Here is a 24,655-nt window from a genome sequence, read left to right on the forward strand (position 1 = left end):
AAAGTCCGGTTGTTCTTCCAAAGCGGTCTATCTGCAGGATTTACAGTTCCATGATGACGCGTGGCACGGGAATCGTCGGCTACAACGTGCAGACAGCGGTCGATACTCAGCACCATTTGATCGTTGCGCACGAGGTGACTAACGTCGGTTCAGACCGCGATCAACTCAGCTCGATGGCCAAGCAGGCCCGCGAGGCGATGGCGTCAGATACGTTGTCGGTAGTGGCTGACCGAGGTTACTTCAAAAGCGAACAAATCCTGGCTTGCCACGATGCAGGCATCACCGCCTATGTGCCCAAGCCGATGACCTCTGGAGCCAAGGCTGACGGGCGTTTCAATAACGATGCCTTCCTCTATGACGCGGGAAAAAACGAATACATTTGCCCGGCTGGAGAGTCGCTGATCTGGCACTATTCCTACGTTGAAAAAGGCCTGAAATTGCATCGTTACTGGAGTTCGAAATGCCAGGGCTGCGCGTTGAAATCGCAGTGCACACCGAGCACGGAACGACGAGTTCGACGCTGGGAGCATGAAGACGTATTGGAGGAGATGCAGCATCGGCTGAGCAAAGCACCAGAGATGATGCGAGTCCGAAAACGGACGTTTGAGCATCCCTTCGGGACGCTCAAACAATGGATGGGAGCGACGCACTTCCTGACGCGAAAGCTGGCCGGGGTGAGTGCGGAGATGAGCTTGAATGTGCTCGCCTACAACATGAAACGGGTCATGAAAATCATCGGTGCTCACGGTTTGATGAAGGCGCTGTCGGCCTAAAAAAGGCTGATTTTGGCCCATCCCAGAGGCTGTAAAAACCGCATTGACGTGTTCCAGGTCGCGACCGATGCGACCCGCAACATTGACCGTGCTATCGCTCAGCAAACGAACGTCGATGACCCAAGACGATGAGGCAATGAGCGTTTTTACACACTCTGGGCCGATTGCTGCCCTTGGCGATAGGCGGTTAGCGACCCCTAACGGACGGTCGTGTTTGACAGACTTTTACCAAGTGACCGAAGTGAGCGCATAGTCAGGCTATTAACTGCCATCTTCGCAAATTGCTTTTAGTCCAAGGACTGTAGTTGGAGTACTGCCAATCTGAGTTGGAGTGGCGATGACCATATTAGCGCCTGTGTCACCCTCCAGATGGTAAGACTTTCCATTAAAAACCTTTGCGGCTTTCTGGTTTATGTTTTCTAACAAGCCTTCTCTAGAGTTGAAGATACTGCCATGGCTTGTGATCATCTATTGACCAGGGGCAATTTTATTGGCACCCGTAAAGGTGCAGCCAGTTAAGACCAAGGTAATACATCCGGTTAATATTATTTTTTTCAAGTGTACGATCTCATATAAGGCTAATAACTATTATTGGGTGACATGCCATGCCGCATTCGAACGCGACAGGCTGTCGCATAAACGACCTTGTTAATTATCAAGGCGTTCACGATAAACACGACATGCCCAAAGGGTAACTAGACAAAGCTGACAAGATCCATTGTCGAGCATTCATAGTCGCATGCTTTCGTTTCGCCAGTACGGTGTCCATCGGACTTCTGCCCGATTGCTGCCTGTCGCCACGGCAGCAATCGGAAGTTCTTTGCAAGTCATGGTCACGAAGTGCGCCGGTCAATCCGATGCACTCGTTTATCAGCTTAATGCTGGTTTACGGCTTTACCCAGACCGTTCCGGCGAGCACGCAAAATACTTCCTGCACTGCTGAAGCGGTGTGTTGGTCTGCGATGATGTTGGTATCTAGCGTCATCGACTACTGCCTGTATTAGGGGCGAAGACGATCATCCAATAACTCACTTCGGCAATCCACGTACCGCTCTGCTAAGTGGAGTAATCATCGATAAATTTCGCACCGAAATGATGCAAAAAAGTCAACAAAAAAATATAAAAAACCGTTTCAGCAGAAACATATTCTGCCGATAATGGCTATGAGGCATCACGACCTGAGGACAGGTCCCCAGATACCCACACACTAATAGCAGCGTCCTGCAAGGAATAAAAGTGACTAAATTTTTCGGTAATCTTAGCGTCAACCTCAAGCTGGGCCTGGGATTCGGCCTGGTTTTGGCCTTAACCACCGTCCTGGCCCTGGCCGGCTGGACCAGCGTGGACAGCCTGGTGTGGCGTAGCGACCGAATGGGCGATATCACCCAGTTGAACACGTTGCTGGGCAAGGTACGCGTGGCCCGTCTGCAATACCTGCTGTCCAATGGCGATGAAGGCGCCGCCCAGAACGTGCAGACCAACCTGGATGCGTTCATCGCCCAGCAGCAAAAACTGATCAACACGTTCACTCGCCCGGAGAACCTCAAGCTGCTCAAAGAACAAGCGGCCATTATCAGCAACTTCCAGCAAACGCTGAATAAAATGCGCGACGGGTATCGCGCCGCAAACAACGCACGGCAGGCCATGAGTGATAACGCCGAAGCAGCCGGTAAGCAGATCACGGCGATCTACAGCAGCGTGGTGCAATTACCTCCGGGCGACGCGGACCGTTTCGAACGTTTTCAGACTATCAGCCGCGCCAAGGAACAGTTTCTGCTGACCCGTTACGAAGTCAACGCTTACACCGCAAACAGCACCCCGAGTACTGAGCAGAAGGCTGTCACGCAACTGAATGAAGCAATTGACGGCCTGAAACAGCTGAGTGAGTACTTCAGTGCTACCCAGCAGGACGCTTTGCGCCAGTTCGAAAGTGCCCTGGGCAACTACCGCACTGCCTTGCAGGCCTACAAAACCGCTAACAACGTCGTTACCCTGGCGAGCAAAGAACTGGTCGACCAGGGGCTCGTGTTATGGAGCCGCAGCGATGCCCTTTACCAGTTGCAACTGGACAGCCGCGACAGCGACACCGCCCAGACTCGCACGCTGTTGGTGGGCAGCACCTTGTTGGCCTTGCTGTTTGGCATCCTGGCCGCTGTCATTATCACTCGCCAGATCACCGGTCCGATTCGCGAAACCCTCGGCGTCGTCGAACGCATTGCTGCTGGCGATCTCACCCGGAACCTGGTGGTCACCCGCCGCGATGAGCTGGGCGTGCTGCAACAAGGTATCCAGCACATGAGCGAGACCCTGCGTAACCTCATCAGCGGCGTTCGCGACGGCGTGACACAGATCGCCAGCGCTGCGGAAGAGCTGTCGGCCGTCACCGAACAAACCAGCGTCGGGGTCAACAACCAGAAAGTCGAGACCGATCAGGTCGCTACTGCCATGCACGAAATGACCGCCACCGTGCGGGACGTCACGCGCAACGCCGATCAGGCCGCGCAAGCTGCCATAACGGCCGATGGCGAAGCTCGCGAAGGCAACAAAGTCGTGGGGGAAGCGATTGTGCAGATCGAACGCCTGGCTGAGGAAGTGGTGCGCTCTACCGAGGCGATGACCCTCTTGCAGCAGGAAAGCAACAAAATCGGCAGTGTCATGGACGTGATCAAGGCCGTGGCCGAGCAGACCAACCTGTTGGCCCTCAACGCCGCCATCGAAGCCGCCCGTGCCGGTGAGGCCGGTCGTGGTTTTGCCGTGGTCGCCGACGAAGTTCGCGGCCTGGCCCAGCGTACCCAGAAGTCCACCGAGGAAATCGAAGGGCTGGTCGCCGGTTTGCAGAGTGGTACTGAGCAGGTGGCCAGCATCATGAGCAATAGTCGCAGCCTGACCGACAGCAGCGTCGCGCTGACTCGCAAGGCCGGTGTCTCACTGGGAAACATCACCCGTACCGTATCGGACATCCAGTCGATGAACCAGCAGATCGCGGCCGCCGCCGAGCAACAAAGCACCGTGGCTGACGAGATTAGCCGCAGCATCATCAACGTGCGCGACGTCTCCGAACAGACCGCTGCCGCCAGCGACGAAACCGCCGCTTCCAGCGTTGCGCTGGCACGGCTGGGCAACCAGTTGCAAGTGATGGTCAGCCATTTCAAAGTCTGACGAAGCAAGGTCGCTCCCAAGCTTTGAATGGGAGCGATCATTTGATTCGACTGGCTGCTATTGGCTGTCTGTCGTGAAGGGCTGCAATCGACCCGGAGCGCTCATCCCTGGCCAACCGATCTGACAGATTGCGCGGGCGCTGAAACTGCTGCAGCGGCTTTTTTGTTGAGCGGCGGCAGTTCTCGTACCACGAGTTTACAAACTGTCTTCTTTGTAGATAGATGACTGAAGAAACTCTGCTATCAGCGATGTAACCTGCTGTTGAATCTCCTCACGCGGGCGAGCGCTGTCGCCATCCCGGCAAATGATGCCATCGCCTGGTACTTCTTCTTCGAGCATTACCTCCGCGCCAGGTTTGCACACCGACAAGAAGCTGAAATGGCTTGCGTCGCTGATTTCGACGTAACGGCTTGACGCCGGAGGCAGGCGTTTGGCCAGGTTGGCAGACTCCAACTCAGCGGGAAGTTCGCGCGACGGTACGCCGGCAGCGATCACCAGCGCTGGTACCGGCAGCGCGGCCAGGCTTTCATCGGTCATGCCCCGTGAAAGGCCCAGGTCCAATGTAACCACAGCAGTGACGCGTTTATCGCGCAAATCGGCGGCCAACGCAGCCTTTGATTCTGAGGTGCTAGCGGGGTTTATCTTTCCATAGACGGTGCAACTTGCTAACTGTGGGTGGGCTTTGCAGTCATGCGCGAAGCGGTCTGCATCGAAACGAGCACCGGCGATCTCCAGGGCGGTCCAGCCGCCGAGTGAATGGCCCACTACTGCAATTCGGCCATTGGCGACCAAACCGAATTTTTCAGGTTGAGTCGTGACCCTATCAATGGCTCGGCGCAAATCAGCGGGCCGCTGCCATAACTGCGCCGCTGCTTGAGGGCTACGGTCATGAGTGGTGGTGCCAGGGTGATTGATTGCGGCGACGATGTACCCCTTATGAGCCAGAGCACTGGCAAGCCAGATCTGGTTGCTCCAGTTACCTCTGTACCCGTGGGAGAGCACCAACAATGGATGCTTGCCAGCAGCGGGCGGCGCGTCACGAACGGCAGAAGCCCCGACGAACACCGCATCATCGCCGATCAATTGCGTGGCAGCGGTAGTTGCACTGGGGTACCAGACGACCATCTCCAGTGAGCGGTCATTGTGCGAGTCCGGCAGTGTGGAAGAGTGGAAGCCGACAGGGTTCTCGTCAGCGAATGCGATAGTAGTCAGCCAGGTCAACAATAGGGCGCCGAAAGCTATTTTCAATGTCGTTTCTTCCTTGATTAGACAAATGCATACCTGAACCCGCCGTTAGGCGCATCCACCTTCGTACTGAGTCGAAGCTAACGTGGCGGCATAGTAAGTACGACATTAAAGCCCACATTCGAACCTCCGCGCATAACTTTCATCGTTCACTCTGTTCACGGTCTTTAGTGAGAAGGCTGAACGTCTGCTTCTGATCGTTATCAACCTGATGCAAAAACCAGTTATCCCAGGCAACGCAGCCGGCCCGATGCGCTCGGCTATCGGTCCAGCAGAGGTGCCAGCAGTGCACACATGCCGCGCCAGTGCGAACCCTCCCAGTAAACCCGTTGGCAGGCGTCGCAGCGCATGAAGTGCGAATAGAGGGCACCAACGCGTGGCGGCACCTGCGGCCGGGCCAGTTCCGGGCTGATCTCGTGCAGCGGCAGGTTGCAATGAAGGCACAGGCTGAATGGCCGCGCCCTACGCGCCAGGTCGAGGCGCTCGTACAATTCGCGCAGTTGCAGCGACGGTTTCAGGGCATGCACGTAACAGCCGTGGCTGATGATCCGCCGCTTGAGCAGTTCGCGGTCACGGGTCAGCACGATGCGTCCTTGCTGCGCAGCGATCTCAGCGATCTCGCCATCCTCGAAGCCATTGTCGTAGAGGGTGTCGAAGCCGCTCATGCGCAGCAGACTGGCCAGCCCGCCCAGGTGCGCATCAGCGACGAAGCGCAGCACCCGTAAAGGTTGTGCACGAACCTTTAGCAGCGGGCTGATGTCCAGCGCTTCGAACTTGGGATACACCGCCAGCCGGTCATCGTCGAAGATCACCCGCTCGAAGCCCACCGACTCGCCGTTGAGCAGCACAAGCTCGACCTCCGTGTGCGGTATTCCGAGCGCCTCGATCATGTGCTTGACCGTCGCCCCTCGCGCGCACTCGCAGGTGAATGACTGCCGCCGCCGTTCGGCCGGCAGGAAATCGTTGAGCTCCTCGTAGAAGCGGAAGGTTGCACTGGTCATGCTGAACAGTATGGCAGGGCTGCAGGATGAGCGAGTCTGGCCCGGTCATCTTCTCCGGCAGGCCGTTCATCAAGATCGTAATATTGGGAAGGTGATCGGATAGAACGGTAGGGTGCGCGGATACACCAGAAAACGAGTCCATCACCGAGGGAGTTCAGGCGCTTGGCGGCCGCATCAATTTAACAGGGAGTTGGTGTCCGGTTTTGTAGGGGCAAATCCAACCCGCTACAGCGATGGCCGCACGTCGCAAAGCAGAGCCAATATTTTTGGCGGGCAAGATACGGACAATTAGAACAAAGCATAACTGTATGGGCTTGGCCGTTCGCGTCGGAAATTAATAGAACTCTCCTGGAGGGCCAGGCATTTGCCCTGCAGATTAATCCGCCGGAGTAGGTCGCCTTAAAAGATCGCAGCCTTCGGTGTAGTGGTTCAGTTTTTTTGCACCACTCCGTAGGAGCATTAAGCCGCCTGCTGCTCAAACAGCGCAGGCGGCAAGTTGTTCGAGGCTGAGTGGCAACGGCGATGGTTGTAGTGCGAGATGAAATCCATCACATCCTTCTCCGCTTCGAAATGATTCTGGTATCCGTTTTCCGGCATCCAATCGTGCTTCAACGTCCTGAAGTAGCGCTCGACTACTGCGTTATCCCAGCAGTTACCTCGACGACTCATGCTCTGAACGATCCGGTTTTCTGCCAAGCACTCAACAAAGCGATCGGCGGTGTATTGGCAGCCCTGATCAGAGTGAAATAGCAGTTCAGGCATCGGACGGCGTAGTGCTACCGCAAGCTTCAGTGCCTTCATAGACAGCTCGGCATCCGCTGTTCGTGAGCAAGCCCATCCCACAATCCTGCGCGAAAACAGGTCCATCACCACTGCCAGGTACAGCCAGCCATGTCCCACTCTGATGTAGGTGATATCACCTGCCCAAAGCGTGTCTGACCGGGCTGGATTGAAACGACGATCAAGTATGTTCGGTGCAACGACAGCTGGCTTCGTGGCCCGGCGATAGTGCGCATAACGTGGCCTGCGCCGCTGTAGGTCAAAGGTCTTGATCAAGGTACGCATTCGATAACGCCCTATAAAAACTCCCTCTTTCCTCAACTCCTTGGATAGCCCGCGAGTACCCAATGCTTCTCGATGCTGCTTATGCAACGCACGAAGTTTACTCCCCAGATCTCCCAAAACTGGTCGCTGCCGCACGGCTTTACGTTTCACGTAATAGCTGCTGCGGGCCAAGCCGAACAAGACACACATACGCCGAATCGACATTGCCCCTCTGATGCCATCAATCACTTGGTTCGACCGAACAGAACCTTTAGATGAGAGGGCAATTGCTTTTTTAGCACTTGGTTCTCGGCTTCAAGTAGCGCCAGTTTCGCCTGGAGCGACTCAATCAGCTCCTGATCCTGTAGGCGAGGAGCTTGCACAATTCCTTCCTGCTCCCGGCGCCAGCGTGAAACCCAGCGGCGTAACGCTGTTGGCCCCACACCTGTAGCCTCACAGGCTTTAGGCATGGAGTAATTCATCTCCACAACCAAGCGAATGGCTTCCGCTTTTTCCTCAGAGGTAACAACCCGATATCCCATGATGCTTCCTTAAATCGACGCTCCTACATCATGGTCCAAAAACGTTCGACCACCACACGGCAGCTCCTACAGATTCAGGCGAACCTCTGTAGGAGCTGCCGAAGGCTGCGATCTTTTGGGGCCGCTGCGCGGCCCAGCGGGAGCAAGCTCCCTCGCCACAGGGATGGGTTCGATCCTGGTTTATTTAGGGACTTCCAGTCCACAAAGAGCAGGGCATGTGTATCGCTGTGTATCCGGGCCCGCTGTACAGATGCTGGAGTACAAATGCCCCTCGAACCGGATACATCCGGGATACACGGATGCAGTCAAATAGCCTGGCCTTGGCGAGAAAGCAAACGCACCTCGCACCACGGCTTATCGCCCTGGTGGCATGACCCTAAGCGGCCTCACCGCACACAGTATCCGGAGAAATAACCATGTCCCGTCTCTCGAACAAATCCCGTATTGGCCTGATCGCTGTCTCACTGGTTGGCTGTATGAACCTCGCTTCGTCCGCCTTCGCCGCTGACGCACTGCCTCAAGGCTACCAACTCGCCGCCGCGGAAAAGACCAGTGAAGGCAAGTGTGGCGAAGGTAAGTGCGGCGCCAGCGAAACCGGCGCCAAGGTCACCAAGGCCGGTGAAGGCAAGTGCGGTGAAGGCAAATGCGGCGACGCTTCCTTCGCGCGTACCGACACCGACCACGACGGCCGTGTTTCCCTGAAAGAGTTGCTGGCCGTGGCCCCGCAGGGCGCTGAAGAGTTCAAGGCGATGGACACCAACAACGACGGTTTCCTCTCCGAAGGCGAGGTCTACAAATTCCGCACCAACCAGTTCACCTCCAACGGCAAGAAAGTGCCGACCGAGCTGTTCACCAAAATGAGCAAAGCGCAGGGCTGATAGTGGGAGCCGCCGACTACTACGACACCGGTGTGGCGAGATAGGGTTTTCTCTATCTCGCCAGCGCCGGCGTTTGTTAGTTGCGATCTATAAAGCGTTGGGGGGAGGCTGGGATAGCAGTGGTGGCAGGGTCGCGGGGATTAATTGATGTTTGAGACGGCAAAAACGGCAGGCAAAAAAAAGCTGCCAAAAATGGCAGCCAGTTAAAGAGCCCGCAACGGGTTGAAGTCAGTATTACTAAAGATAAATGACAACCTCATGACAGTTCTTCGATCCGCACTGGATTGCCCATGCTGCCCATGCTGCCCATCGGTCAGGACTTCCCTTCGGCGCAATCACTGCTCTAATAACAGCAACCGATGTTCCGTTCACTGTCTTGAGAGAGGGGCGCTGTTCATGACCGAAAAATCCCGGGTGCTGTTCGTCTGCGCAAAAAATGACATTCGATCTTTGATGGCGGAAGCGCTCCTCAGACATACCGACTCCGAACACTTTGAAGCCTTCAGCGCGGGTCTGGAAGCCAGTGAAGTCGACCCGCGCACGCTCGAATCGCTTGATCATATCGGCGTCGACGCCACCGGGTTGCGCAGTAAATCAATCAGCGAATTTGAAGGTCAGCCGTTCGACTACGTCATCACGCTGTGTGACAAGTCATCGGAAGAGGCCGACAGGATGCCGATCTCTGACGAAGTGAAGACGTGGAATTTTGAAGATCCGGCGAGCAGTGAACGGCATGAACCTTTTCGCCATGCCCTCCAGGAAATTCACGACCGCGTCAAAATGTTCGTCACGGTGAAAATGAGGCATCCCAGCCCTGATGCCTGAGGTTCAAATCGACCGCTGATTGACGCGCCGGGTCAGTTCTTCTGCCGACTCCTTGCGTTCCGAGTAGCGGTCGACCAGATCCGGGCGATCCCGTAGCAACCGGGTGAACTTCACCAGCTCCTCCATGACGTCCACCACCCGGTCATAGAGGGAGGACGGTTTCATGCGGTTGCCTTCGTCGAATTCCAGATAGGCTTTCGGCACGGAAGACTGATTGGGGATCGTGAACATCCGCATCCAGCGGCCCAGTACGCGCAGTTGATTCACCACGTTAAAAGACTGGGAGCCGCCGCTGACTTGCATGACGGCGAGCGTTTTGCCCTGGGTCGGGCGAATGGCGCCTAGTGCGAGCGGCACCCAGTCTATCTGCGCCTTGAACACGGCAGACATCGCACCATGGCGCTCGGGTGAACACCAGACCTGGCCTTCAGACCATTGCATCAACTCGAGCAATTCCTGAACTTTCGGGTGATCGGTCGGTGCATCGTCCGGCAGAGGAAGGCCGGATGGATTGAAGATCCGCGTTTCTGCACCGAAATGTTCGAGCAGTCGAGCGGCTTCTTCGACCAGCAGCCGACTGAATGACCGCGGCCGGGTCGATCCATACAACAGCAGGATTCGCGGCTTGTGCCCGGTGTCGTCACGGCTGGTGGACTCAAACAGGGAGGCGTCGAGATGGGGTAGTTCGTGGGACATGAGGGCTCCGGTCAGAGGGTGCTGATGCGGTCGAGTTCGCGCTTCAAGGCATCAGGATCAAGTTCGGCGAAGGGCAGGGCGAGGAAGGCCCGGCAGCGTGTTTCGATGCGTGCGAGGGTCGAGTGGAAGGCAGCGGTCACGACTGCCTCGTCGCCTTTCACCTCGGAGGGATATTCCAATCCCCAATGAGCTTTCACGGCCGGCCCGAAGTAGACCGGGCATGCCTCGCCGGCGGCTTTGTCGCAGACGGTGATGACAATATCCGGTGGATTGGCTTCGAAGGCGTCGTTGCCTTTGCTGCTCAAACCGTCAATCGCGATGCCGGCCTCCTGCAACGTCACAAGACTGCGCGGCAGAACCTGCCCCTTGGGGAAGCTGCCAGCACTGACCGCCTGGAAGCCTTGCGGCGCAAGATGATTGAACATCGCTTCGGACAGAATGCTGCGGCAGCTATTGGCGGTGCACATGAACAGAACGCGCATGGTGACTCCTTTTCAGACGAGCAGGCACATATGGATAATCGAATATACGGTTATCCATATGAGGCGGTCAAACTCGATTTGGTCCGGTCATCCAGTTCGCTTTTGTAAGGCCACTGCTTTTGCCTCAGCCTGTGGATGAGCCAGCGCGCAAAGTCTCAGAGCAAACCCCACGATACCCCGACATACACCCCCAAACCTTCACCCGGCGTGGATCGTGCTGCGTCCAGCCCTTTGTCGTCGTAGCCCGGAGTGACGGTGGAGGCGTAGTGCTTGTCAGTCAGGTTGCGCAGGTCCAGCCAGATCTGCCAGTCGCCCTTGGGCGCGTTGTAACCCAGAGTCGCGCCGAACAGCGCGTAAGGATCGGCGTAATAGCTGTTGGCGTAATCCACCGCAACCCTGGACACCCACTGCGTGTTGAGCGCAGCGAAAAAGCCGAGAGGCCAGTCGTAGCGCAGTTCGCCCTGGTAGTAGTGCATCGGCAGGCCCGGCCGGCGGTTGTCGCTGAGGGAAACACATGGGGATTTTGTTTTTTTGCCTGGGAATCGGAGAGGGCAGGATGCTCTTGCTACCCAGTCATGCGTCGTTGCACAAATGCGGTCCCAAAAAAGGGACCGCTGCCTGGCGCTTTACGCGGATGTTTAATGAGCGCAAACGCACATGACTGCACGCCTAATTTCTGCACTCGGCCAACACTACCTGGCAGGTATCCGGCGTGCCACCGGAGCGGCCGGCATAGCGAATGCAATTGCTCAGGGATTTCTGGCGCGCCATGTTCAAAGTGTCCCCCCAGGCGAGGCCACCCTCGCCGGAGGTGGGCAGCGCTTTGGCATAACAGCTCGAACCCGCGTCCGAGGTCGAATAGCGAGCCGTGGCAGCTTTGCCGGAACATCCCGCCATCAACGCAAGGTTGATGGCGAGCAGGGAGGGGAGGATCCATGACGAGTAGTGGCGTGCTGTTTTTCCGGTCATGGTGTTTTCCTGCAAGAGGCGGCTAGCAGCGTGTGTGTAGTCGTGTACCTATCAGATTAGACGGTAGGCGGACGTTGAGAACCGTATTCCAGCTTTTTGGGCGCGTTTGTCTCAAATCGAAAACAAGTTTGGTTGTGGGACTCGCTAGCAGGCCCTGGCGACGTTGATCGTCCTGACACAGCTCTCTTATAGAGCGTGGTGCGGTTGGCGCACTGAGTTGAAGCAGGATATGCATTGCGCACTCCGTTCAGGCAAACAAGCAGAAGGGTCCACGGCTTAGCAAGAACATCCCTTGCCATGGGCAATGGTTAGCGTGCTTTCGAATTGGCCTGGTATTTGCTATGCATTTTCTCATCCGAATGTCGCAGTTGGTGAAGTTAATGTCGCTATCAAGTAATTCGATGCAGTTATCCATTAGTGAGAAGCGCTGGTTACCCTGGTCTGGCAAAACTGGAAAAATTGCGATGGGTTGGTCGTGTCGGCTCAATCAGTCGGCTTATCCGGTGATCGAACAAACGTTCGAAGCTATCGCTGAAACCCGTGTGCAGTTGCTGCACAACTGGGCACGCGAGCAGTGGGAACACCTGGCTGAATTGGCGGAAAACCTCGGTCGTGATTTCGCCCATCTCGACAGCACTTCACTGATGGACAAGCTCAGCCAGGCAGAAGATTTTTCGGAGTTGTTTATCGTTGATGCCAGCGGCACCGTCATGGTCTCGACCTGGAATCGACGCGACAAAACCCGTATCGAGCAAACCCGCGCATTGGAAGAAGGGATGAAGAGGCCGTTTCTCCATGGTCCTTACACCGATCCACTGACCTTACAAATCGGTGCATCGTCTTCACGCTTCCACGATGAAGTCACGTTGATGTTCTATCAGCCTCTGAATGCCGATGGAAAAGTCCTTGGCTGCCTCTGTGGTCGCGTGCCAAACGATGTGCTAGGCGATCTTATCCAGCGCGAAGCCGGGCACATTTTTGCCGAGTCGGGCGATAACTATCTGTTCATGGCGCAATCACGCTTTGATCCCGCTATCAAGCCGGGAACCGCGTTGTCACGTTCACGTTTCGAGGACGGTACGTTCACCCACGGCGAAAATCTGAAAAGTGGCGTACACACGCCCTGGAAAACCGTGCAGATCCAGCGACACACCGAACTGGAATTGCGTTTTACCGACCCCGCGACGCAGCAACTGCACCCAGGCGTACGCGAAACCATTCGCACGGGCTCCAATCTGTTCGTTACTTATCCCGGTTACTCGGACTACCGGCACATTCCGGTGGTCGGTAAGGGCGTTACGTTTCAATTGCCAGGATCACCTGATCGTTGGGGCATGATGTGTGAGGCCGATCTTGAAGAGGTATACCGCCGACGCTCACTCGGCTACGGTTTGATGAAGCCTTATCTCGCGACCATGACGGGACTCTTTGCCTGCAATTTCATGGCCCAGCATTACAGTGGCCTGACGCAAAGCCTGATCGATACCGTCGAGGTATCGAGCATGGTATGCGCCACTGTCCTGTTCGGCCTGCTGGGACCCAAACGTCTTGCGGCAAGGTTGAACGAGATGACGAGTGTGGTCAGGACCATCGCCGAGGGCGAGGGCAACCTTCGTCAGCGTCTGGATACCACGCACATGGCCAACGATGAGACCGGTGACATGGGGCGCTGGATAAACAGTTTCATCGACCGTCTGGACTCGGTTGTCGGGCAAGTGGTGAAAGCCAGCCATAACGTCGGCACCACCAATCAAATGATGCTGGGACGCAGCCAGGAAGCCGGTATTACTTCCACCGAGGTCGCCGAAGCGGTGCATAGCATGATGATTATCGTCGAAGACCAATTGGGCGAGATCCAACAAGCATCTGCCAGCGCTGAACAGATGAAGCAGGCGATGGATGAAGTCGTCACCCGTTCCCGAGAGCAATTTCTCGCCGTTCAAAAAGGGACGCAGTCCATTCGGGATGTGGTCGAGCGCTCTTCTTCGAGCGTGCAGTTGCTCGACAGCAGGATGACTCAGATCGGCAACATCACCGGCCTGATTAGCGACATCACCAACCAGACTAATCTGCTGGCACTCAATGCGGCGATTGAGGCTGCGCGCGCGGGTGAACATGGTCGAGGCTTTGCGGTGGTCGCCGATGAGGTACGCAATCTCGCCTCACGCACGTCACGAGCCGCCGACGACATTCGCAAGATGGTCGAAGGCCTGCAGAACGAAACGCAACAAGCCGTCGGGTTCATGGAGGAGGGCGTCAAGGACGTCGATAACAGCCTGCGCCTGGCCGAAGATGCATCCTCGGAAAACGTGCAGTTGCATCAAGCGGTGGAAAGTATGTTTGCGATCATTCAGCAACTCAACAAGCGCAGCCTCGACTACGGCAAGACGATCAAGAAGGTCGACCAATCCTCCACAGAGATGCGCCAGACGGTGGTCGTGCTGCAAAGCAGTGCGGAAACCGTGAGGCTCAATGCCAACAAACTGCAAAAATTAGTGGGGCAGTTTGAGGTGAGTAGCAACATCGAAGGAGTTGCGGCGGCTTGAATCCGGGCGAGGGGGGGGCGCTTCCACGCTATTGATTTTTGCACTCTGCCAACACCACGTGGCAGGAATGCGGCGTTACTTGCCTGGCCAACCGATAATGGCCGCCATCAACGATCCGGAAAATTTGAGCATGTCCGTGCACTTCTCTGACGAGCAGAGCTGACCATGCTCTATCTGTTCCTGAAGTACATTCACGTCATCGCCGCTGTTTTCCTGTTCGGATTCGGCATGGGGTCCTACCTCTACCTGATCGCCGCCAGCCGCACGGCCAACCCTCAAGTAATCGCGCACGTGGCTAGAATGGTCGTGCGGTTCGACACTTGGATTACCACACCGGCAGGTTTTATTCAGATAGCGACGGGCTACCTGCAGATGAAGCTTGCCGAACTTCCCCTGACCACGGAGTGGGTGCTGACATCGTTAATCATCTTCCTTTGCGTGGGTTCGCTTTGGCTGCCGGTATTGGTGCTTCAGAAGCGGTTGTACGTGATGGCTTCGAGCGCGGTTGAGACGGGGAGGGGGCTCGATGATGAATATCGGTCCGTGTACAACAAATGGTTCTGGATGGGGGTATTCGGGTTTTTTTGGATGTTTGTGATTGTGATGATGATGGTGACGAAGATGACGCCGGGGCGGTTGATTGAGCTATTGCTGTAAGGGGAAGACATCGTCACGCCTGGCTAGCCCGCTTTTGCTCAAGCCTTGGTGTTCCAGGTCACTGCACACAGGGCAAGTCCGGCCACATTGAGTGTGACGGGATTAAAGGCGTCCCTGAGCATTGCCGGATTGAAAATCACGACATCCAGTAGCAGGCCGAGCAGCGCCGTCGAGGCGACGACAAGCGGCCAGGCACTGCGCCGCGCGAGCAATATCCATAAGGCCAGGCCAATCTCCGCAGCCCCGGCACTATAGGCAAATAACTCCACCTGGTGGATGCCATGCGCCTCGATCATGGTCCGCTCGCCTGGACTCAGCCATAGCAACTTGGGCACCAGACCATGGTAGCCAAACATGAAAACCAGGCTTCCTCGGGCGATCCAGTGGACGCGTTCCAGAACGCTCACCTTGGCAACTTCAAAAATCGGTGTTCATGGTCGGGATGGGGTAACAGGCACGTGTCGTACTTTCCGAAGAGCCAGTATCGATTCAGCGCAATGCGATCGTAGGCCCAATCCCGCAGCCAGCGCGGGCAACCTCGCAAAACTTTCAATGCACGCCAGCGGCCGGGCAGCAGGGCGATGACTTCGAAGAAGGCATCCGAACGTAGCCAGTAATGCCGGTCGCGGATCACGGCCATGGTATCGAATTGATGCAAGGGCAAATCTGCCCAAGCCAGCAGCGCCTGCCCTTCGGGCGACTGTACTGACGCCAGCCGGACGCGCCGATGAAGGTCGTGGCGGATCAAGAACCTTGCCCAGCCATTGCATAACTTGCAAACGCCGTCGAACAAGACAACGGTCTCGCCTTGCGTGAGCAATGGCGCGGGCGAGGGCCGGATTTGAAACGCTGGCATAGACGTGGGTCCATTGGTGGCCTGGTTTTGCGGATCATACCCGCGTGCCAGAGCTAAAGTCTGCTTCTGGTCGTTTGCAGCCCGTCGGGAAACGCTCCATCGTCCGCCAAAAATTGGGGAGTAATACAGTCTGCTTTTTCGACAAAAGCTTCACCGGGCATCGTCGTATAGTTATGTTCTGAATATCCTGCCATCCGAAAACCCGGCCCTGAACGGACCTTCAACATTTACGCAATTGCGCCGGACTCACGCCAAGGCGTTGCTTGAACGCGGTCGCCATGTGCGCCTGGGAGTTGAAGCCGCAGGTGAGGGCGATCTCCGACAGGCTGGCTGTCGAATCGCGCAGCCGGGCACGGGCCTTGGCGAGGCGTCGGTCGATCAGGTAACTATGCGGGCTTTTGCCCGTCGCGCTCTTGAATGCTCGCATGAAAAATCCTTCGGACAATTCAAGCAATCCTGCCATCGCCCGCACACTCAGCGGGCCCTCAAGGCCAGCGTCAATGAACTCATCGAGCAAGCGCATCCGGTTGCCGGTGATAGAACCTGCTGGCGGTGCTGACCACGCGTCGTGACCCTTCGCCCGCTCAGCCAGGGCGAGTGCCCAAGTCTCCCAATCGTCACCCACAGAAGCCTGCAAAAGCGCGTTGCGCATTCGTAGTGCGAGGGTAATGGCCTGCGGATCAACGCGATTGTTGAATGCATGATCCCCCATCCATTCCATACCCTCCGTGTGCATGACCCGCAGGTATTCACCGCCTTTGGATGACTCGGACAACACGTCACAACCGGCAGGGACGAACGCCAGGCTGTTGGGCGTGGCAACGAAGGGTTGCACTCGGTCGCTGCCGATGGCGTGCAGGCCTCGCTGGCTGTCGAAGGCAAAACCAATCGCCGCATGGGTCGCCACATACCGGGCAGCGTAGGCGGAGCTGGGCAACAATTCGATCGCCCAAGGCCCGGCCTCGACCCGGCGGACCGGTTCAGGAACGAGCGATGGCTGCAGGCGGTTTCGATGGTTCATGAACGCCATAGTAGTGAAGAGGAGGCACAAAAGTCAGGTCAGTTTTTTGAAAGCCAGCGCAGTGCGCCCCTGCCTAGACTGGGCAAAATCTCAGGGAGGCTGCTTCATGAATAGACTGACTCGCGACGATATCGAACAAGCGGCTCGCCACGTGTACCAGGTCATGCCCGCGACCGCCCAGTACCCTTGGCCATTGCTGGCAGAGCGGTTGGGTTGCACTGTGTGGGTCAAGCATGAAAACCACACCCCGACGGGTGCTTTCAAGGTGCGCGGCGGCATTACGTTCATGCACTGGCTCAAACGCGAGCACCCAGGCGTGAAGGGTATCGTTTCCGCTACCCGCGGCAACCATGGTCAGAGCCTGGCGCTGGCGGCAAGCGCGCTGGGTTTGCGGGCATTGATCGTAGTGCCGGAAGGCAATTCGGTTGAAAAGAACAATGCCATGCGCGGCTTCGGCGGCGAAGTGGTTGAATACGGCCGCGATTTCGATGAAGCCCGTGAAGAGGCCGCACGCCTGTCGCAAATACATGGCCTCTACCTCGTGCCGCCATTCCACACCGAGCTGGTCAAAGGCGTGGCCACGTATGCGCTGGAGCTGTTCAAGGCGGCGCCGGGTCTGGATACCGTCTACGTGCCGATAGGTTGTGGCTCGGGGATTTGCGCAGTGATCGCCGCCCGCGACGCACTGGGTCTGAACACCCAAGTGGTGGGCGTGGTTTCCACAGAGGCTGCGGCCGCAAAGTTATCGTTTGACGCTGGAGCCTTATACGAAACCGCCTCGGCGAATACCTTCGCCGACGGCCTCGCCGTGCGCAAGCCAGTTCCCGAGGCCTTTGCCATCTACGCGGCAGCGGCGGCGCGAATCGTCTCCGTCAGCGAGAGCCGGATTGCCGAGGCCATGCGCGTGTATTACACCGATACCCATAACCTCGCTGAAGGCGCCGGTGCGGCGTCCCTGGCAGCGCTGATTCAGGAGCGTGAAACCATGGCAGGCAAAAGGGTCGGGGTGATTCTTTCCGGCGGGAATGTTGACCGAGCGGTGTATGCGAGTGTGATTGCCTCTGGCCTTCACGCTTGAGTGGACGCCTGTATCTCATAAATGCGAGGCATCTGTGTCTATCGAGAGTATCGCAGGATGGGTACGGTCCACAGACACTCTTTCATTGATGAGGCAACCATGGATCTAGCGGGTGTTCCCTTTGGTACGACCGATTGGTCGGCTATCGAATCTGTCCAGTATGTTGGACAAACCGGTACCGCCTACTGGCGAACTTGCCAGTTTGGTTCGACGCGCGTGCGGATGGTTGAATACAGTCCCGGCTATCTGGCCGATCACTGGTGCTGGAGAGGTCATATCCTGTTGTGCCTGGAAGGCGAGTTGCACACGGAGCTGGAGGATGGTCGCCAGTTCACGCTCACCGCCGGGATGAGCTATCAGGTGGGTAGCAACGCTGAGGGGCATCGATCGTTCAGCACCATTGGTGCCAGGTTGTTCGTTGTGGATTGACAGATTTCACTTAAGAGTTCACAGATGATCTAAAGGCTGCGAGGGAAACCAGTGCGCATGAATTTGCGTGAGCACGCCGTTGGCCTGTATGCGTCGATAGCCTTCGTCATACATTTTCATTGCCCGCATTCCGTCCGGGTGAGTGAGACTAAAACCTATGGTCGAGGTTTCCACTCCGCAATTGAAGGCAAATTGAACGGCATCTTCTGTGCCCGACTGTTTGGCCTTCTGTTTTTTTGCTTCCAGGTCATTGGTCACTATCATAGCGGCCGATAAGCGCCGGGCGGCGAGTTTCTTAAGGTTCTGCACGTCAGAGTCGGTGCTCTCGAACACCACCCCGGCAGACTGTAGCGCTGTAGCCTGAGGTGAATATTCGTAGCCTCTGACGGTGCCCACTACAGTACCGGGCGGCAACGTGCATGTACCTTCCCGAGGTTTCGGCAAGGGGGTTTTGATCGATTCGAAGATGTCGTTATTGACGGTGAAGATTGGTTGCGAAGCCAGTTTGATCTTGCCCTCGAATTCGGGAAGCCAACTCATGTTAAAGCAGGCCACGCTCGCGCCATTGAGCACCATGTTCTTGCAGCGGGCGTAGGGCACGACTTTGAGCTGCACTTCAACCGCCATTTCCTTGAAGGCGGCGACCACTATGTCGTTGGCGTAACCTGTGCCGTCACGCTTTGACCATGGAGCGGCCGCATCCTCGACCATGATTATCATCGTCTCGTGCGTCTCCTGTGCCGATACGGCGCTCGGAGCCAGCAGATAGAGTGTGGACATTAGCAGGATCGGTTTGAACTGCCACATTCTGCGGTTAGTCTTTTGTTGATACATGTTCCCTCATTGAACAGTCGCCCACGGGTGCGCCCTGGGGCTCTAGGAAAGGGTACCCGACTTCTGATCAGGAAACACAGATATTGGCCGATTGCTGCCCGTCGCGAGGGCTCCAATCGACCCTTGGCTGTCTGTCAGGCTGAGTCCTCTCACATGCATTCGCGACTAGAATTTCACTGCCGACTATTCTTAAGCAAGGTCGGATTTCAACCGTGCAACGTCAAGTCTTGAGCGTTATTTCGGCCTCTGGGAAACCGGTATGACAAATCCGCAAGATAATCCCGAATCCGACGAGGATTTAGCTCAGATGGTTATAGGGCTAGGGCCCTGCACCTATCTATTGCTGCTCTTACTAGGATTGATCCTTCTGTTTCCCTTTCTAGAGGAAGGTATATTTGCTCGCACGTTGCTCGGCATTCTGTTCTCGATCGTGCTGCTCGTGGGCGCTTTCGCCACCAGGCAGACTCGGCGGGGGTTCATCCTCAAACTGGGCCTGGCGTTACTTGGGGTTGGCCTTCAATGGGCGGCGTTATTGGCTGAAAGTATCGCGATTCTTGAACTTGCCGGGATAGCTTATGCAGCGTCCCTTGCAGTCTCGTTCAGCGGAGTGCTTCGCTATATTCTCAAGCGCGGACCAATTACAGCCGACAAGCTGCATGGCGCGCTTGCGGGTTACATCATGCTGGCCTTCGTTTGGTCCTTCGTCTATGCCCTGGTCGAGATATCCAGCGCTGGCTCATTCGGCCCTGCTCACCTCGATTTCGTACAGCCCGGCACTTTCTTCAAACTGATCTATTTTAGCCTTACGACGCTCACAACCACTGGTTACGGTGATGTTCTTCCGTTGACTAACCACGCCCGCTCACTTGTGATGGTCGAAGAATTTTCAGGCGTCTTTTACGTTGGCGTTGTGATAGCGCGGCTTGCCGGTCTTTATCCATCGAATCAGACGAAGTGACTCTCGATTTGCCTGGGCCACCTCCGGGTATTAGTGATTGACTCGTCCCTGATTTAGTAGCCCCCCCCGACTGACTGCTATTGGCCGGTTTCTGCCTACCGTGACGGGCAGAAACCGACCCAATATAGATAGTCCGTCCCGCCTTCACCGATACTGGTAACGGTTGGCAGGTAGCTGTCAGCGAGGGTGGAACATGCACCTGCAGACTAGGAGGCAGTTGCGACAGACGAAAACTGACCCGATATGGATAGTCCCTCTCACTTTTCGAAGCTCTCGGTACAGCTGACAGCTGCCTGCCGCCCCCGCTCTAGGTCGACGCCGGCCAGGATCAGCAGGCCGACAACGAAATAGCTGCCGGTGATCAGCATCGCCAGGCGGTGATCGCCGCCGGACAGCCAACTGGTTAGGCCGTAAGTCATGGGGCCGAGGATTGCCGACAGTTTGACCGCCAGCCCCCAGAGGCCGAAGAACTCCGCCAGGCGCGTCGGCGGCGCCAGCAGACCGACTATCGCGCGGCCGGCCGATTGGCTTGAGCCCATGCACAGGCCGGCGAGGTTGGCCGCCAGCCAGAACAGCCCGGGGCCACTGGCGAACCAGACCAGACCGACCATGCCGAGCCAGCCCAGCAGGGTCAGCGCCAGCGTGGCGCGATGGCCGAGGCGGTCCTGCAGCCCACCGAACAGCACGGCACCGATGGCGGCCGTGATGTTCACCACGAAAATCAGCAGCAGCGTGTCCTGGGTACTGAAGCTCATGACCTGATTGGCATAGATGGCCGCCAGGGTGATCACCGCCGAGATCCCGGCCTGGTAGCAGACGGTGCAGGCAAGGAAGCGCAGCAGGTCGCGATAGTGGTCGGCTTCGCGCAGCGTCTGCGCGAAGCGCGCCAGCGCCGCTTGTGCAATAGGCATATCGCCGCGCCCTGGCTGCGGCTGGTTGCGTTCGCGCAAGAACAGGAAGGTCGGTACGCTGGCTATGGCGAACAGGGCCGCAGTGATCAGCATGCACACCGGCACGAACTGCGGCGCAGTCTGGCCCTGCGCCTGGGCCCAGCTGACAAAGGCCAGGCAGGCGCCCAGGCTGACCAGACCGCCGAGATAGCCGAACCCCCAGCCCCAGCCGGACACCTTGCCCAAGGCCTCCGCACGGGCGAGTTGGGGCAGAAAGGCGGCGATCAGGTTCTCGCCGCAGCCGAAGCAGAAGTTGGATAGCACGATGAACAGGATCGCGACACCGAGCTCCCCCGGCCCGGCCAGCGCGAGTCCAGCAGTGAAGACGACGCAACCGAGCGTGCTGAACAGCAGCAGGCGCTTCTTGCAGGCGAAGGCATCGGCGTAGGCGCCGATCAGCGGCGCGGTCAGGATGATCAGGACATAGGAGAGGGCAGTGGCGCTGGTCCAGGCCAGCGTACCCCAGGCTTCGCCCTTGGCGACCACAGCGACGAAGTAGGCATTGAACACGGCGGTGATCACCACTGTCGTGTAGCCGGAGTTGGCGAAATCGAACATCGCCCAGGCCCAGACTTCTCGGCGTGTCACTCCGGGGGCAAGGCTGGCTGGCATGGCGATCTCTCTATAGGCGCTGCGTCCTTGAGAGCCTAGCCCTGGCTCCGCCATCCCGCGAGCGCAGCAATCGATGATGGCATTCCCAGTCGCCGCCATAGGCGCATAATGGCAATTGGCAAGGATCTACACACAGAGTGTCCTGTCATGAGGGGCCGCCGATGTCTCGTCCGCCTCCAGAAACACGCGCAGTTCCCCGTTCCGATGGGGACGCGGAGAAATTGCTCGAAATTGTCCAGCGCACCGTGGTCGAGTTGCGCCCGCAGGTGGCAGAAGGTTTGCACGTCACCTTGCACAGCGTGTTGGACCGGGACCTGGGCGTAGACAGTCTGACCCGAGTCGAATTGTGGTCACGTATCGAGCACGAATTCGGTGTGCGCTTACCCGAAACACTGTTCGCCTCGGCGGACACGCCCGGCGATGTGCTGCGCGTGCTGCACAGTGGAAATGAGGCCGAGGCGGTACGCCAGTTGCCCTCCAGCGACTCGAGTGAGGCGTTGACAGCAACGGGGCAGGCTCCTGACTCCGCGCGGACCTTGATCGAGGTGCTGGAATGGCATGTGCGCCATCAGCCGCAACGTCCCCATGTGCGCCTGCTGGATGAAAGTGAGCAGCCGGAGGACATCAGCTATGGCGCCTTGCACCAGGACGCTCTGGCCGTTGCCGCAGGACTGCAACGCAGTGGCTTGCAGGCGGGTCAGACCGTGGCCCTGATGCTGCCCACCGGGCGCGACTTTCTCCATGGCTTTTTCGGAACTCTGTTGGCCGGTGGTGTACCGGTGCCCATCTACCCACCGCTACGCCTGTCGCAGATAGAGGATCATCTGCGCCGCCAGGCCGGCATCCTGCGCAACGCCGAAGTCAAAGTGCTGATTATTGTGCCGCAAGCGAAGCTGCTCGCCCGACTGCTCCAGCCGCAGGTACCGAGTCTGACTCGCATCGCCAGTGTGGCCGAGCTGACAGGCGAGGGGGGCAAGTGCGTCACACCGGCGCGGCAACCGGATGACATCGCCTTCCTGCAGTACACCTCGGGCAGTACTGGCCAGCCCAAGGGTGTAATGGTCAGCCATGCCAACGTGCTGGCCAATCTGCGCGCGATGGGCAGGGCGCTGAAGGTGGGGCCGCAGGACGTGTTTGTCAGTTGGTTGCCCATGTACCACGACATGGGCCTGATCGGTGCCTGGCTGGGCAGCCTGTATTACGGCTACAGCCTGGTGCTGATGTCGCCGTTGGCTTTCCTTGCGCGGCCGGCGCGTTGGCTATGGACCATCGACCGCTTCCGCGGCACGTTGTCGGCTGCGCCCAACTTCGCCTACGAACTGTGCCTGAGCAAACTCGCTGACGCCGACCTCGAGGGCCTGGACCTAAGCAGTTGGCGCGTGGCCTTCAATGGTGCCGAGCCGGTCAGCCCGGATACTTTGCAACGCTTCACCGAGCGTTTCGTTCGCTATGGCTTGGCGCCCACCGCGCTGGCGCCGGTCTATGGGTTGGCCGAGGCCACGTTGGGCGTGGCGTTTCCTCCCTTGAACCGAGGGCCGCTGATCGACCGGGTGGAGCGCGAGGCGTTCCAGGCCCGCGGCAATGCACTGCCCGCCGAAGCCGGCGCAACGCTGCGCTTCGTCTCCAGCGGCCGGCCGCTGCCGGGCCATCAGATTCGCATCGTCGATGGCAGCGGGGTCGAAGTCCCCGAGCGCAGCGAAGGTCACCTGCAATTCAGCGGGCCGTCCACCACCGGTGGCTACTACCGTAACCCCGAAGAGACCCGCCGGGTGCTGCGCGATGGCTGGTTCGACTCTCTCGACTTCGCCTACATGGCAGGCGGTGAGGTCTACCTGACCGGCCGCGCCAAGGACCTGATCATCCGTGCCGGGCGCAACATCTATCCCTATGATGTCGAAGCGGCGGTCGGCAACTTGCCCGGTCTGCGCAAAGGCTGCATTGCGGTGTTCGGCAGTCCTGACCCGGCCACCGGCACCGAGCGCCTGGTGGTGTTGGCGGAAAGCTACGAGAAGGAAGCTGCCGCGCGGCAACGCCTGCAGCAGGAGGTCAATCGCATCGTGGTCGACCTCACCGGTGTGCCGCCCGACGACATCGTTCTGGCGCCACCGCATAGCGTACTTAAGACCTCCAGCGGCAAGATTCGCCGTGCTGCCAGCCGCGAACTGTATGAGCGTGGCGAAGTGGATCGGCCGCACCTCGCTGTGTGGCGTCAGTTACTGCGCCTGGTGCTGCAGGCCGTACGCGGGCATTTCGGCCGCAGCTGGCGGAGCTGCCGTGCCGCGCTGTATGCCGCATACATCTGGCTGCTGTTCTGGCTGGTCACACCGCTGACCTGGCTGGGCGTCGCGCTCCTGCCGCGCCAGAGTTGGTGCCGCAGCTTTACCCGCGCAGCCGCACGGCTGTTCGTGCGCCTGGCGGGGGTGCCGGTCAGCGTCACGGGGCTGGAGCGCCTGCCTGAGTCAAGGGTGAGCGTGCTGGCCGTAAACCATGCCAGCTACCTCGACGGCATCATCCTCTGCGCAGCCCTGCCCCCGCAGTTCAGCTTCGTTGCCAAGCGCGAACTGGCTGAGCATTGGATTGCCGGCCTGTTCCTGCGCAAGCTCGGCGCCCGCTTTGTCGAACGCTTCGACCTGCAGCGCAGCGCCGCAGACACCGAGCCCCTGGCCGAGGCGCTACAGGCTGGCCAGCCGCTGGTGTTCTTCCCCGAGGGGACCTTTACCCGCGAGCCAGGCTTGCGCACCTTCCACATGGGCGCCTTCGTGCTCGCCGCGCGTGTCGGCGTGCCGCTGCTGCCGGTCGCAATCCGCGGCACGCGCAGGGTGCTGCGCGACGGTCAGTGGTTCCCGCGCCACGGTGCAATCCACGTCAATGTCTGCCCTCCGCTGTTGGCGCAGGGGCCGGGGTGGATAGAGGCAATCAAGCTGCGGGATGCAACGATAGCGGTGCTGCTGGAGCACCTGGATGAATCTGAACGGGCCCAGCTCGCAGGTTAGGCGATTACTTCGCTGCTGTCGGCTTCCCTCGCAGCCTGTAGATCATCTGTGAATTCTTAGGCGAAATCGATAGGCTGCTTTTGGCCCAGGCTGTGTGAAAACGTAGT

Annotated in this window: 21 protein-coding genes and 3 pseudogenes; 11 read left to right on the top strand and 13 right to left on the bottom strand. The window is 58.0% G+C overall.

The window, feature by feature from the left end; all coding sequences use genetic code 11:
* Positions 1-47: 47 nt before the first annotated feature.
* From ACYZTL_RS00730 to ACYZTL_RS00740, 3 genes and pseudogenes are all read left to right on the top strand, one after another.
* A pseudogene (locus tag ACYZTL_RS00730) lies at positions 48-773 on the top strand (transposase); the annotation flags it as partial.
* A gap of 1,371 nt (positions 774-2,144) precedes the next feature.
* Positions 2,145-3,026: pseudogene (locus tag ACYZTL_RS00735) on the top strand (methyl-accepting chemotaxis protein); the annotation flags it as partial.
* Between the two features lie 201 nt (positions 3,027-3,227).
* Positions 3,228-3,932 (top strand): methyl-accepting chemotaxis protein, encoded by a 705-nt coding sequence (locus ACYZTL_RS00740; RefSeq protein ID WP_461954228.1) that lies wholly within the window; start codon positions 3,228-3,230, stop codon positions 3,930-3,932.
* Positions 3,933-4,127: 195 nt separating this feature from the next.
* Here ACYZTL_RS00740 and ACYZTL_RS00745 read toward each other — a convergent pair whose 3' ends face one another.
* From ACYZTL_RS00745 to ACYZTL_RS00760, 4 genes are all read right to left on the bottom strand, one after another.
* Entirely contained in the window at positions 4,128-5,180 is a 1,053-nt protein-coding gene (locus ACYZTL_RS00745) for an alpha/beta hydrolase family protein (protein ID WP_461950133.1), read from the bottom strand.
* Positions 5,181-5,437: 257 nt separating this feature from the next.
* Positions 5,438-6,178, bottom strand: a complete 741-nt coding sequence (locus ACYZTL_RS00750) for a Mut7-C RNAse domain-containing protein (protein WP_461950134.1) — start codon at positions 6,176-6,178, stop codon at positions 5,438-5,440.
* Between the two features lie 459 nt (positions 6,179-6,637).
* Positions 6,638-7,432 carry an IS3 family transposase gene (locus ACYZTL_RS00755; RefSeq protein ID WP_461950135.1) on the bottom strand — a complete coding sequence of 265 codons (795 nt, stop codon included), beginning with the start codon at positions 7,430-7,432 and terminating at the stop codon, positions 6,638-6,640.
* A gap of 35 nt (positions 7,433-7,467) precedes the next feature.
* Positions 7,468-7,764, bottom strand: a complete 297-nt coding sequence (locus tag ACYZTL_RS00760; protein WP_461950136.1) for a transposase — start codon at positions 7,762-7,764, stop codon at positions 7,468-7,470.
* Positions 7,765-8,180: 416 nt separating this feature from the next.
* On the opposite strand from ACYZTL_RS00760, the gene ACYZTL_RS00765 reads away from it, so the two are divergent.
* Together ACYZTL_RS00765 and ACYZTL_RS00770 are read left to right on the top strand one after the other, a co-directional pair.
* Positions 8,181-8,642, top strand: coding sequence for an HvfA family oxazolone/thioamide-modified RiPP metallophore (locus tag ACYZTL_RS00765; protein WP_461950137.1), 462 nt, complete (start codon positions 8,181-8,183; stop codon positions 8,640-8,642).
* Positions 8,643-9,038: 396 nt separating this feature from the next.
* The gene (locus ACYZTL_RS00770) at positions 9,039-9,467 is read left to right on the top strand and encodes an arsenate reductase ArsC (protein WP_461950138.1); all 429 of its coding nucleotides are present in this window, start codon (positions 9,039-9,041) and stop codon (positions 9,465-9,467) included.
* A gap of 3 nt (positions 9,468-9,470) precedes the next feature.
* On the opposite strand, the gene arsH is transcribed toward ACYZTL_RS00770, so the two are convergent.
* From arsH to ACYZTL_RS00790, 4 genes and pseudogenes are all read right to left on the bottom strand, one after another.
* Positions 9,471-10,163 carry an arsenical resistance protein ArsH gene (gene arsH, locus ACYZTL_RS00775; protein ID WP_461950139.1) on the bottom strand — a complete coding sequence of 231 codons (693 nt, stop codon included), beginning with the start codon at positions 10,161-10,163 and terminating at the stop codon, positions 9,471-9,473.
* 11 nt (positions 10,164-10,174) lie between these two features.
* Positions 10,175-10,645: an arsenate reductase ArsC gene (locus ACYZTL_RS00780; RefSeq protein WP_461950140.1), complete on the bottom strand. Its 471-nt coding sequence runs from the start codon at positions 10,643-10,645 to the stop codon at positions 10,175-10,177.
* 155 nt (positions 10,646-10,800) lie between these two features.
* Positions 10,801-11,145 (bottom strand): annotated as a pseudogene (locus tag ACYZTL_RS00785) (TonB-dependent receptor); the annotation flags it as partial.
* Between the two features lie 169 nt (positions 11,146-11,314).
* Complete coding sequence (locus ACYZTL_RS00790; RefSeq protein WP_461950141.1) at positions 11,315-11,614, bottom strand: hypothetical protein; 300 nt, start codon at positions 11,612-11,614, stop codon at positions 11,315-11,317.
* Between the two features lie 1,895 nt (positions 11,615-13,509).
* On the opposite strand from ACYZTL_RS00790, the gene ACYZTL_RS00795 reads away from it, so the two are divergent.
* Together ACYZTL_RS00795 and ACYZTL_RS00800 are read left to right on the top strand one after the other, a co-directional pair.
* Complete coding sequence (locus tag ACYZTL_RS00795; RefSeq protein WP_461954229.1) at positions 13,510-14,160, top strand: methyl-accepting chemotaxis protein; 651 nt, start codon at positions 13,510-13,512, stop codon at positions 14,158-14,160.
* A gap of 165 nt (positions 14,161-14,325) precedes the next feature.
* Positions 14,326-14,817, top strand: coding sequence for a DUF2269 family protein (locus ACYZTL_RS00800; protein WP_461950142.1), 492 nt, complete (start codon positions 14,326-14,328; stop codon positions 14,815-14,817).
* Between the two features lie 38 nt (positions 14,818-14,855).
* Here ACYZTL_RS00800 and ACYZTL_RS00805 read toward each other — a convergent pair whose 3' ends face one another.
* From ACYZTL_RS00805 to ACYZTL_RS00815, 3 genes are all read right to left on the bottom strand, one after another.
* Positions 14,856-15,173, bottom strand: coding sequence for a DoxX-like family protein (locus tag ACYZTL_RS00805; protein WP_461950143.1), 318 nt, complete (start codon positions 15,171-15,173; stop codon positions 14,856-14,858).
* 47 nt (positions 15,174-15,220) lie between these two features.
* Positions 15,221-15,673 (bottom strand): thiol-disulfide oxidoreductase DCC family protein, encoded by a 453-nt coding sequence (locus ACYZTL_RS00810; RefSeq protein WP_461950144.1) that lies wholly within the window; start codon positions 15,671-15,673, stop codon positions 15,221-15,223.
* A gap of 220 nt (positions 15,674-15,893) precedes the next feature.
* Positions 15,894-16,694: a helix-turn-helix transcriptional regulator gene (locus tag ACYZTL_RS00815; RefSeq protein ID WP_461950145.1), complete on the bottom strand. Its 801-nt coding sequence runs from the start codon at positions 16,692-16,694 to the stop codon at positions 15,894-15,896.
* 106 nt (positions 16,695-16,800) lie between these two features.
* Between ACYZTL_RS00815 and ACYZTL_RS00820 the strand changes: the two genes are divergently transcribed.
* Both ACYZTL_RS00820 and ACYZTL_RS00825 read left to right on the top strand, forming a co-directional pair.
* Positions 16,801-17,772 (top strand): threonine dehydratase, encoded by a 972-nt coding sequence (locus ACYZTL_RS00820; RefSeq protein WP_461950146.1) that lies wholly within the window; start codon positions 16,801-16,803, stop codon positions 17,770-17,772.
* A 99-nt stretch (positions 17,773-17,871) separates the two neighbouring features.
* On the top strand, positions 17,872-18,201 hold the full coding sequence (locus tag ACYZTL_RS00825) for a DHCW motif cupin fold protein (protein ID WP_461950147.1): 330 nt from the start codon (positions 17,872-17,874) through the stop codon (positions 18,199-18,201).
* Between the two features lie 18 nt (positions 18,202-18,219).
* On the opposite strand, the gene ACYZTL_RS00830 is transcribed toward ACYZTL_RS00825, so the two are convergent.
* Positions 18,220-19,035 (bottom strand): substrate-binding periplasmic protein, encoded by an 816-nt coding sequence (locus tag ACYZTL_RS00830; RefSeq protein WP_461950148.1) that lies wholly within the window; start codon positions 19,033-19,035, stop codon positions 18,220-18,222.
* Positions 19,036-19,294: 259 nt separating this feature from the next.
* On the opposite strand from ACYZTL_RS00830, the gene ACYZTL_RS00835 reads away from it, so the two are divergent.
* Positions 19,295-19,993 (top strand): ion channel, encoded by a 699-nt coding sequence (locus ACYZTL_RS00835; protein ID WP_461950149.1) that lies wholly within the window; start codon positions 19,295-19,297, stop codon positions 19,991-19,993.
* A 257-nt stretch (positions 19,994-20,250) separates the two neighbouring features.
* Here ACYZTL_RS00835 and ACYZTL_RS00840 read toward each other — a convergent pair whose 3' ends face one another.
* Positions 20,251-21,501 (bottom strand): MFS transporter, encoded by a 1,251-nt coding sequence (locus ACYZTL_RS00840; RefSeq protein WP_461950150.1) that lies wholly within the window; start codon positions 21,499-21,501, stop codon positions 20,251-20,253.
* 275 nt (positions 21,502-21,776) lie between these two features.
* Between ACYZTL_RS00840 and ACYZTL_RS00845 the strand changes: the two genes are divergently transcribed.
* Entirely contained in the window at positions 21,777-24,548 is a 2,772-nt protein-coding gene (locus ACYZTL_RS00845; protein ID WP_461950151.1) for an AMP-binding protein, read from the top strand.
* Positions 24,549-24,655: the final 107 nt, after the last annotated feature.

The organism is Pseudomonas sp. LB3P81 (assembly GCF_054897965.1).

Bases quoted from the DNA above. Each gene is read 5' to 3' on its own strand.
- ACYZTL_RS00740 (WP_461954228.1), top strand. From the start codon at position 3,228: ATGACCGCCACCGTGCGGGACGTCACGCGCAACGCCGATCAGGCCGCG.
- ACYZTL_RS00750 (WP_461950134.1), bottom strand. From the start codon at position 6,178: ATGACCAGTGCAACCTTCCGCTTCTACGAGGAGCTCAACGATTTCCTG.
- ACYZTL_RS00755 (WP_461950135.1), bottom strand. From the start codon at position 7,432: ATGTGTGTCTTGTTCGGCTTGGCCCGCAGCAGCTATTACGTGAAACGT.
- ACYZTL_RS00760 (WP_461950136.1), bottom strand. From the start codon at position 7,764: ATGGGATATCGGGTTGTTACCTCTGAGGAAAAAGCGGAAGCCATTCGC.
- ACYZTL_RS00765 (WP_461950137.1), top strand. From the start codon at position 8,181: ATGTCCCGTCTCTCGAACAAATCCCGTATTGGCCTGATCGCTGTCTCA.
- ACYZTL_RS00770 (WP_461950138.1), top strand. From the start codon at position 9,039: ATGACCGAAAAATCCCGGGTGCTGTTCGTCTGCGCAAAAAATGACATT.
- arsH (WP_461950139.1), bottom strand. From the start codon at position 10,163: ATGTCCCACGAACTACCCCATCTCGACGCCTCCCTGTTTGAGTCCACC.
- ACYZTL_RS00780 (WP_461950140.1), bottom strand. From the start codon at position 10,645: ATGCGCGTTCTGTTCATGTGCACCGCCAATAGCTGCCGCAGCATTCTG.
- ACYZTL_RS00790 (WP_461950141.1), bottom strand. From the start codon at position 11,614: ATGACCGGAAAAACAGCACGCCACTACTCGTCATGGATCCTCCCCTCC.
- ACYZTL_RS00795 (WP_461954229.1), top strand. From the start codon at position 13,510: ATGGATGAAGTCGTCACCCGTTCCCGAGAGCAATTTCTCGCCGTTCAA.
- ACYZTL_RS00800 (WP_461950142.1), top strand. From the start codon at position 14,326: ATGCTCTATCTGTTCCTGAAGTACATTCACGTCATCGCCGCTGTTTTC.
- ACYZTL_RS00805 (WP_461950143.1), bottom strand. From the start codon at position 15,173: ATGTTTGGCTACCATGGTCTGGTGCCCAAGTTGCTATGGCTGAGTCCA.
- ACYZTL_RS00810 (WP_461950144.1), bottom strand. From the start codon at position 15,673: ATGCCAGCGTTTCAAATCCGGCCCTCGCCCGCGCCATTGCTCACGCAA.
- ACYZTL_RS00815 (WP_461950145.1), bottom strand. From the start codon at position 16,694: ATGAACCATCGAAACCGCCTGCAGCCATCGCTCGTTCCTGAACCGGTC.
- ACYZTL_RS00820 (WP_461950146.1), top strand. From the start codon at position 16,801: ATGAATAGACTGACTCGCGACGATATCGAACAAGCGGCTCGCCACGTG.
- ACYZTL_RS00825 (WP_461950147.1), top strand. From the start codon at position 17,872: ATGGATCTAGCGGGTGTTCCCTTTGGTACGACCGATTGGTCGGCTATC.
- ACYZTL_RS00830 (WP_461950148.1), bottom strand. From the start codon at position 19,035: ATGTATCAACAAAAGACTAACCGCAGAATGTGGCAGTTCAAACCGATC.
- ACYZTL_RS00835 (WP_461950149.1), top strand. From the start codon at position 19,295: ATGACAAATCCGCAAGATAATCCCGAATCCGACGAGGATTTAGCTCAG.
- ACYZTL_RS00840 (WP_461950150.1), bottom strand. From the start codon at position 21,501: ATGTTCGATTTCGCCAACTCCGGCTACACGACAGTGGTGATCACCGCC.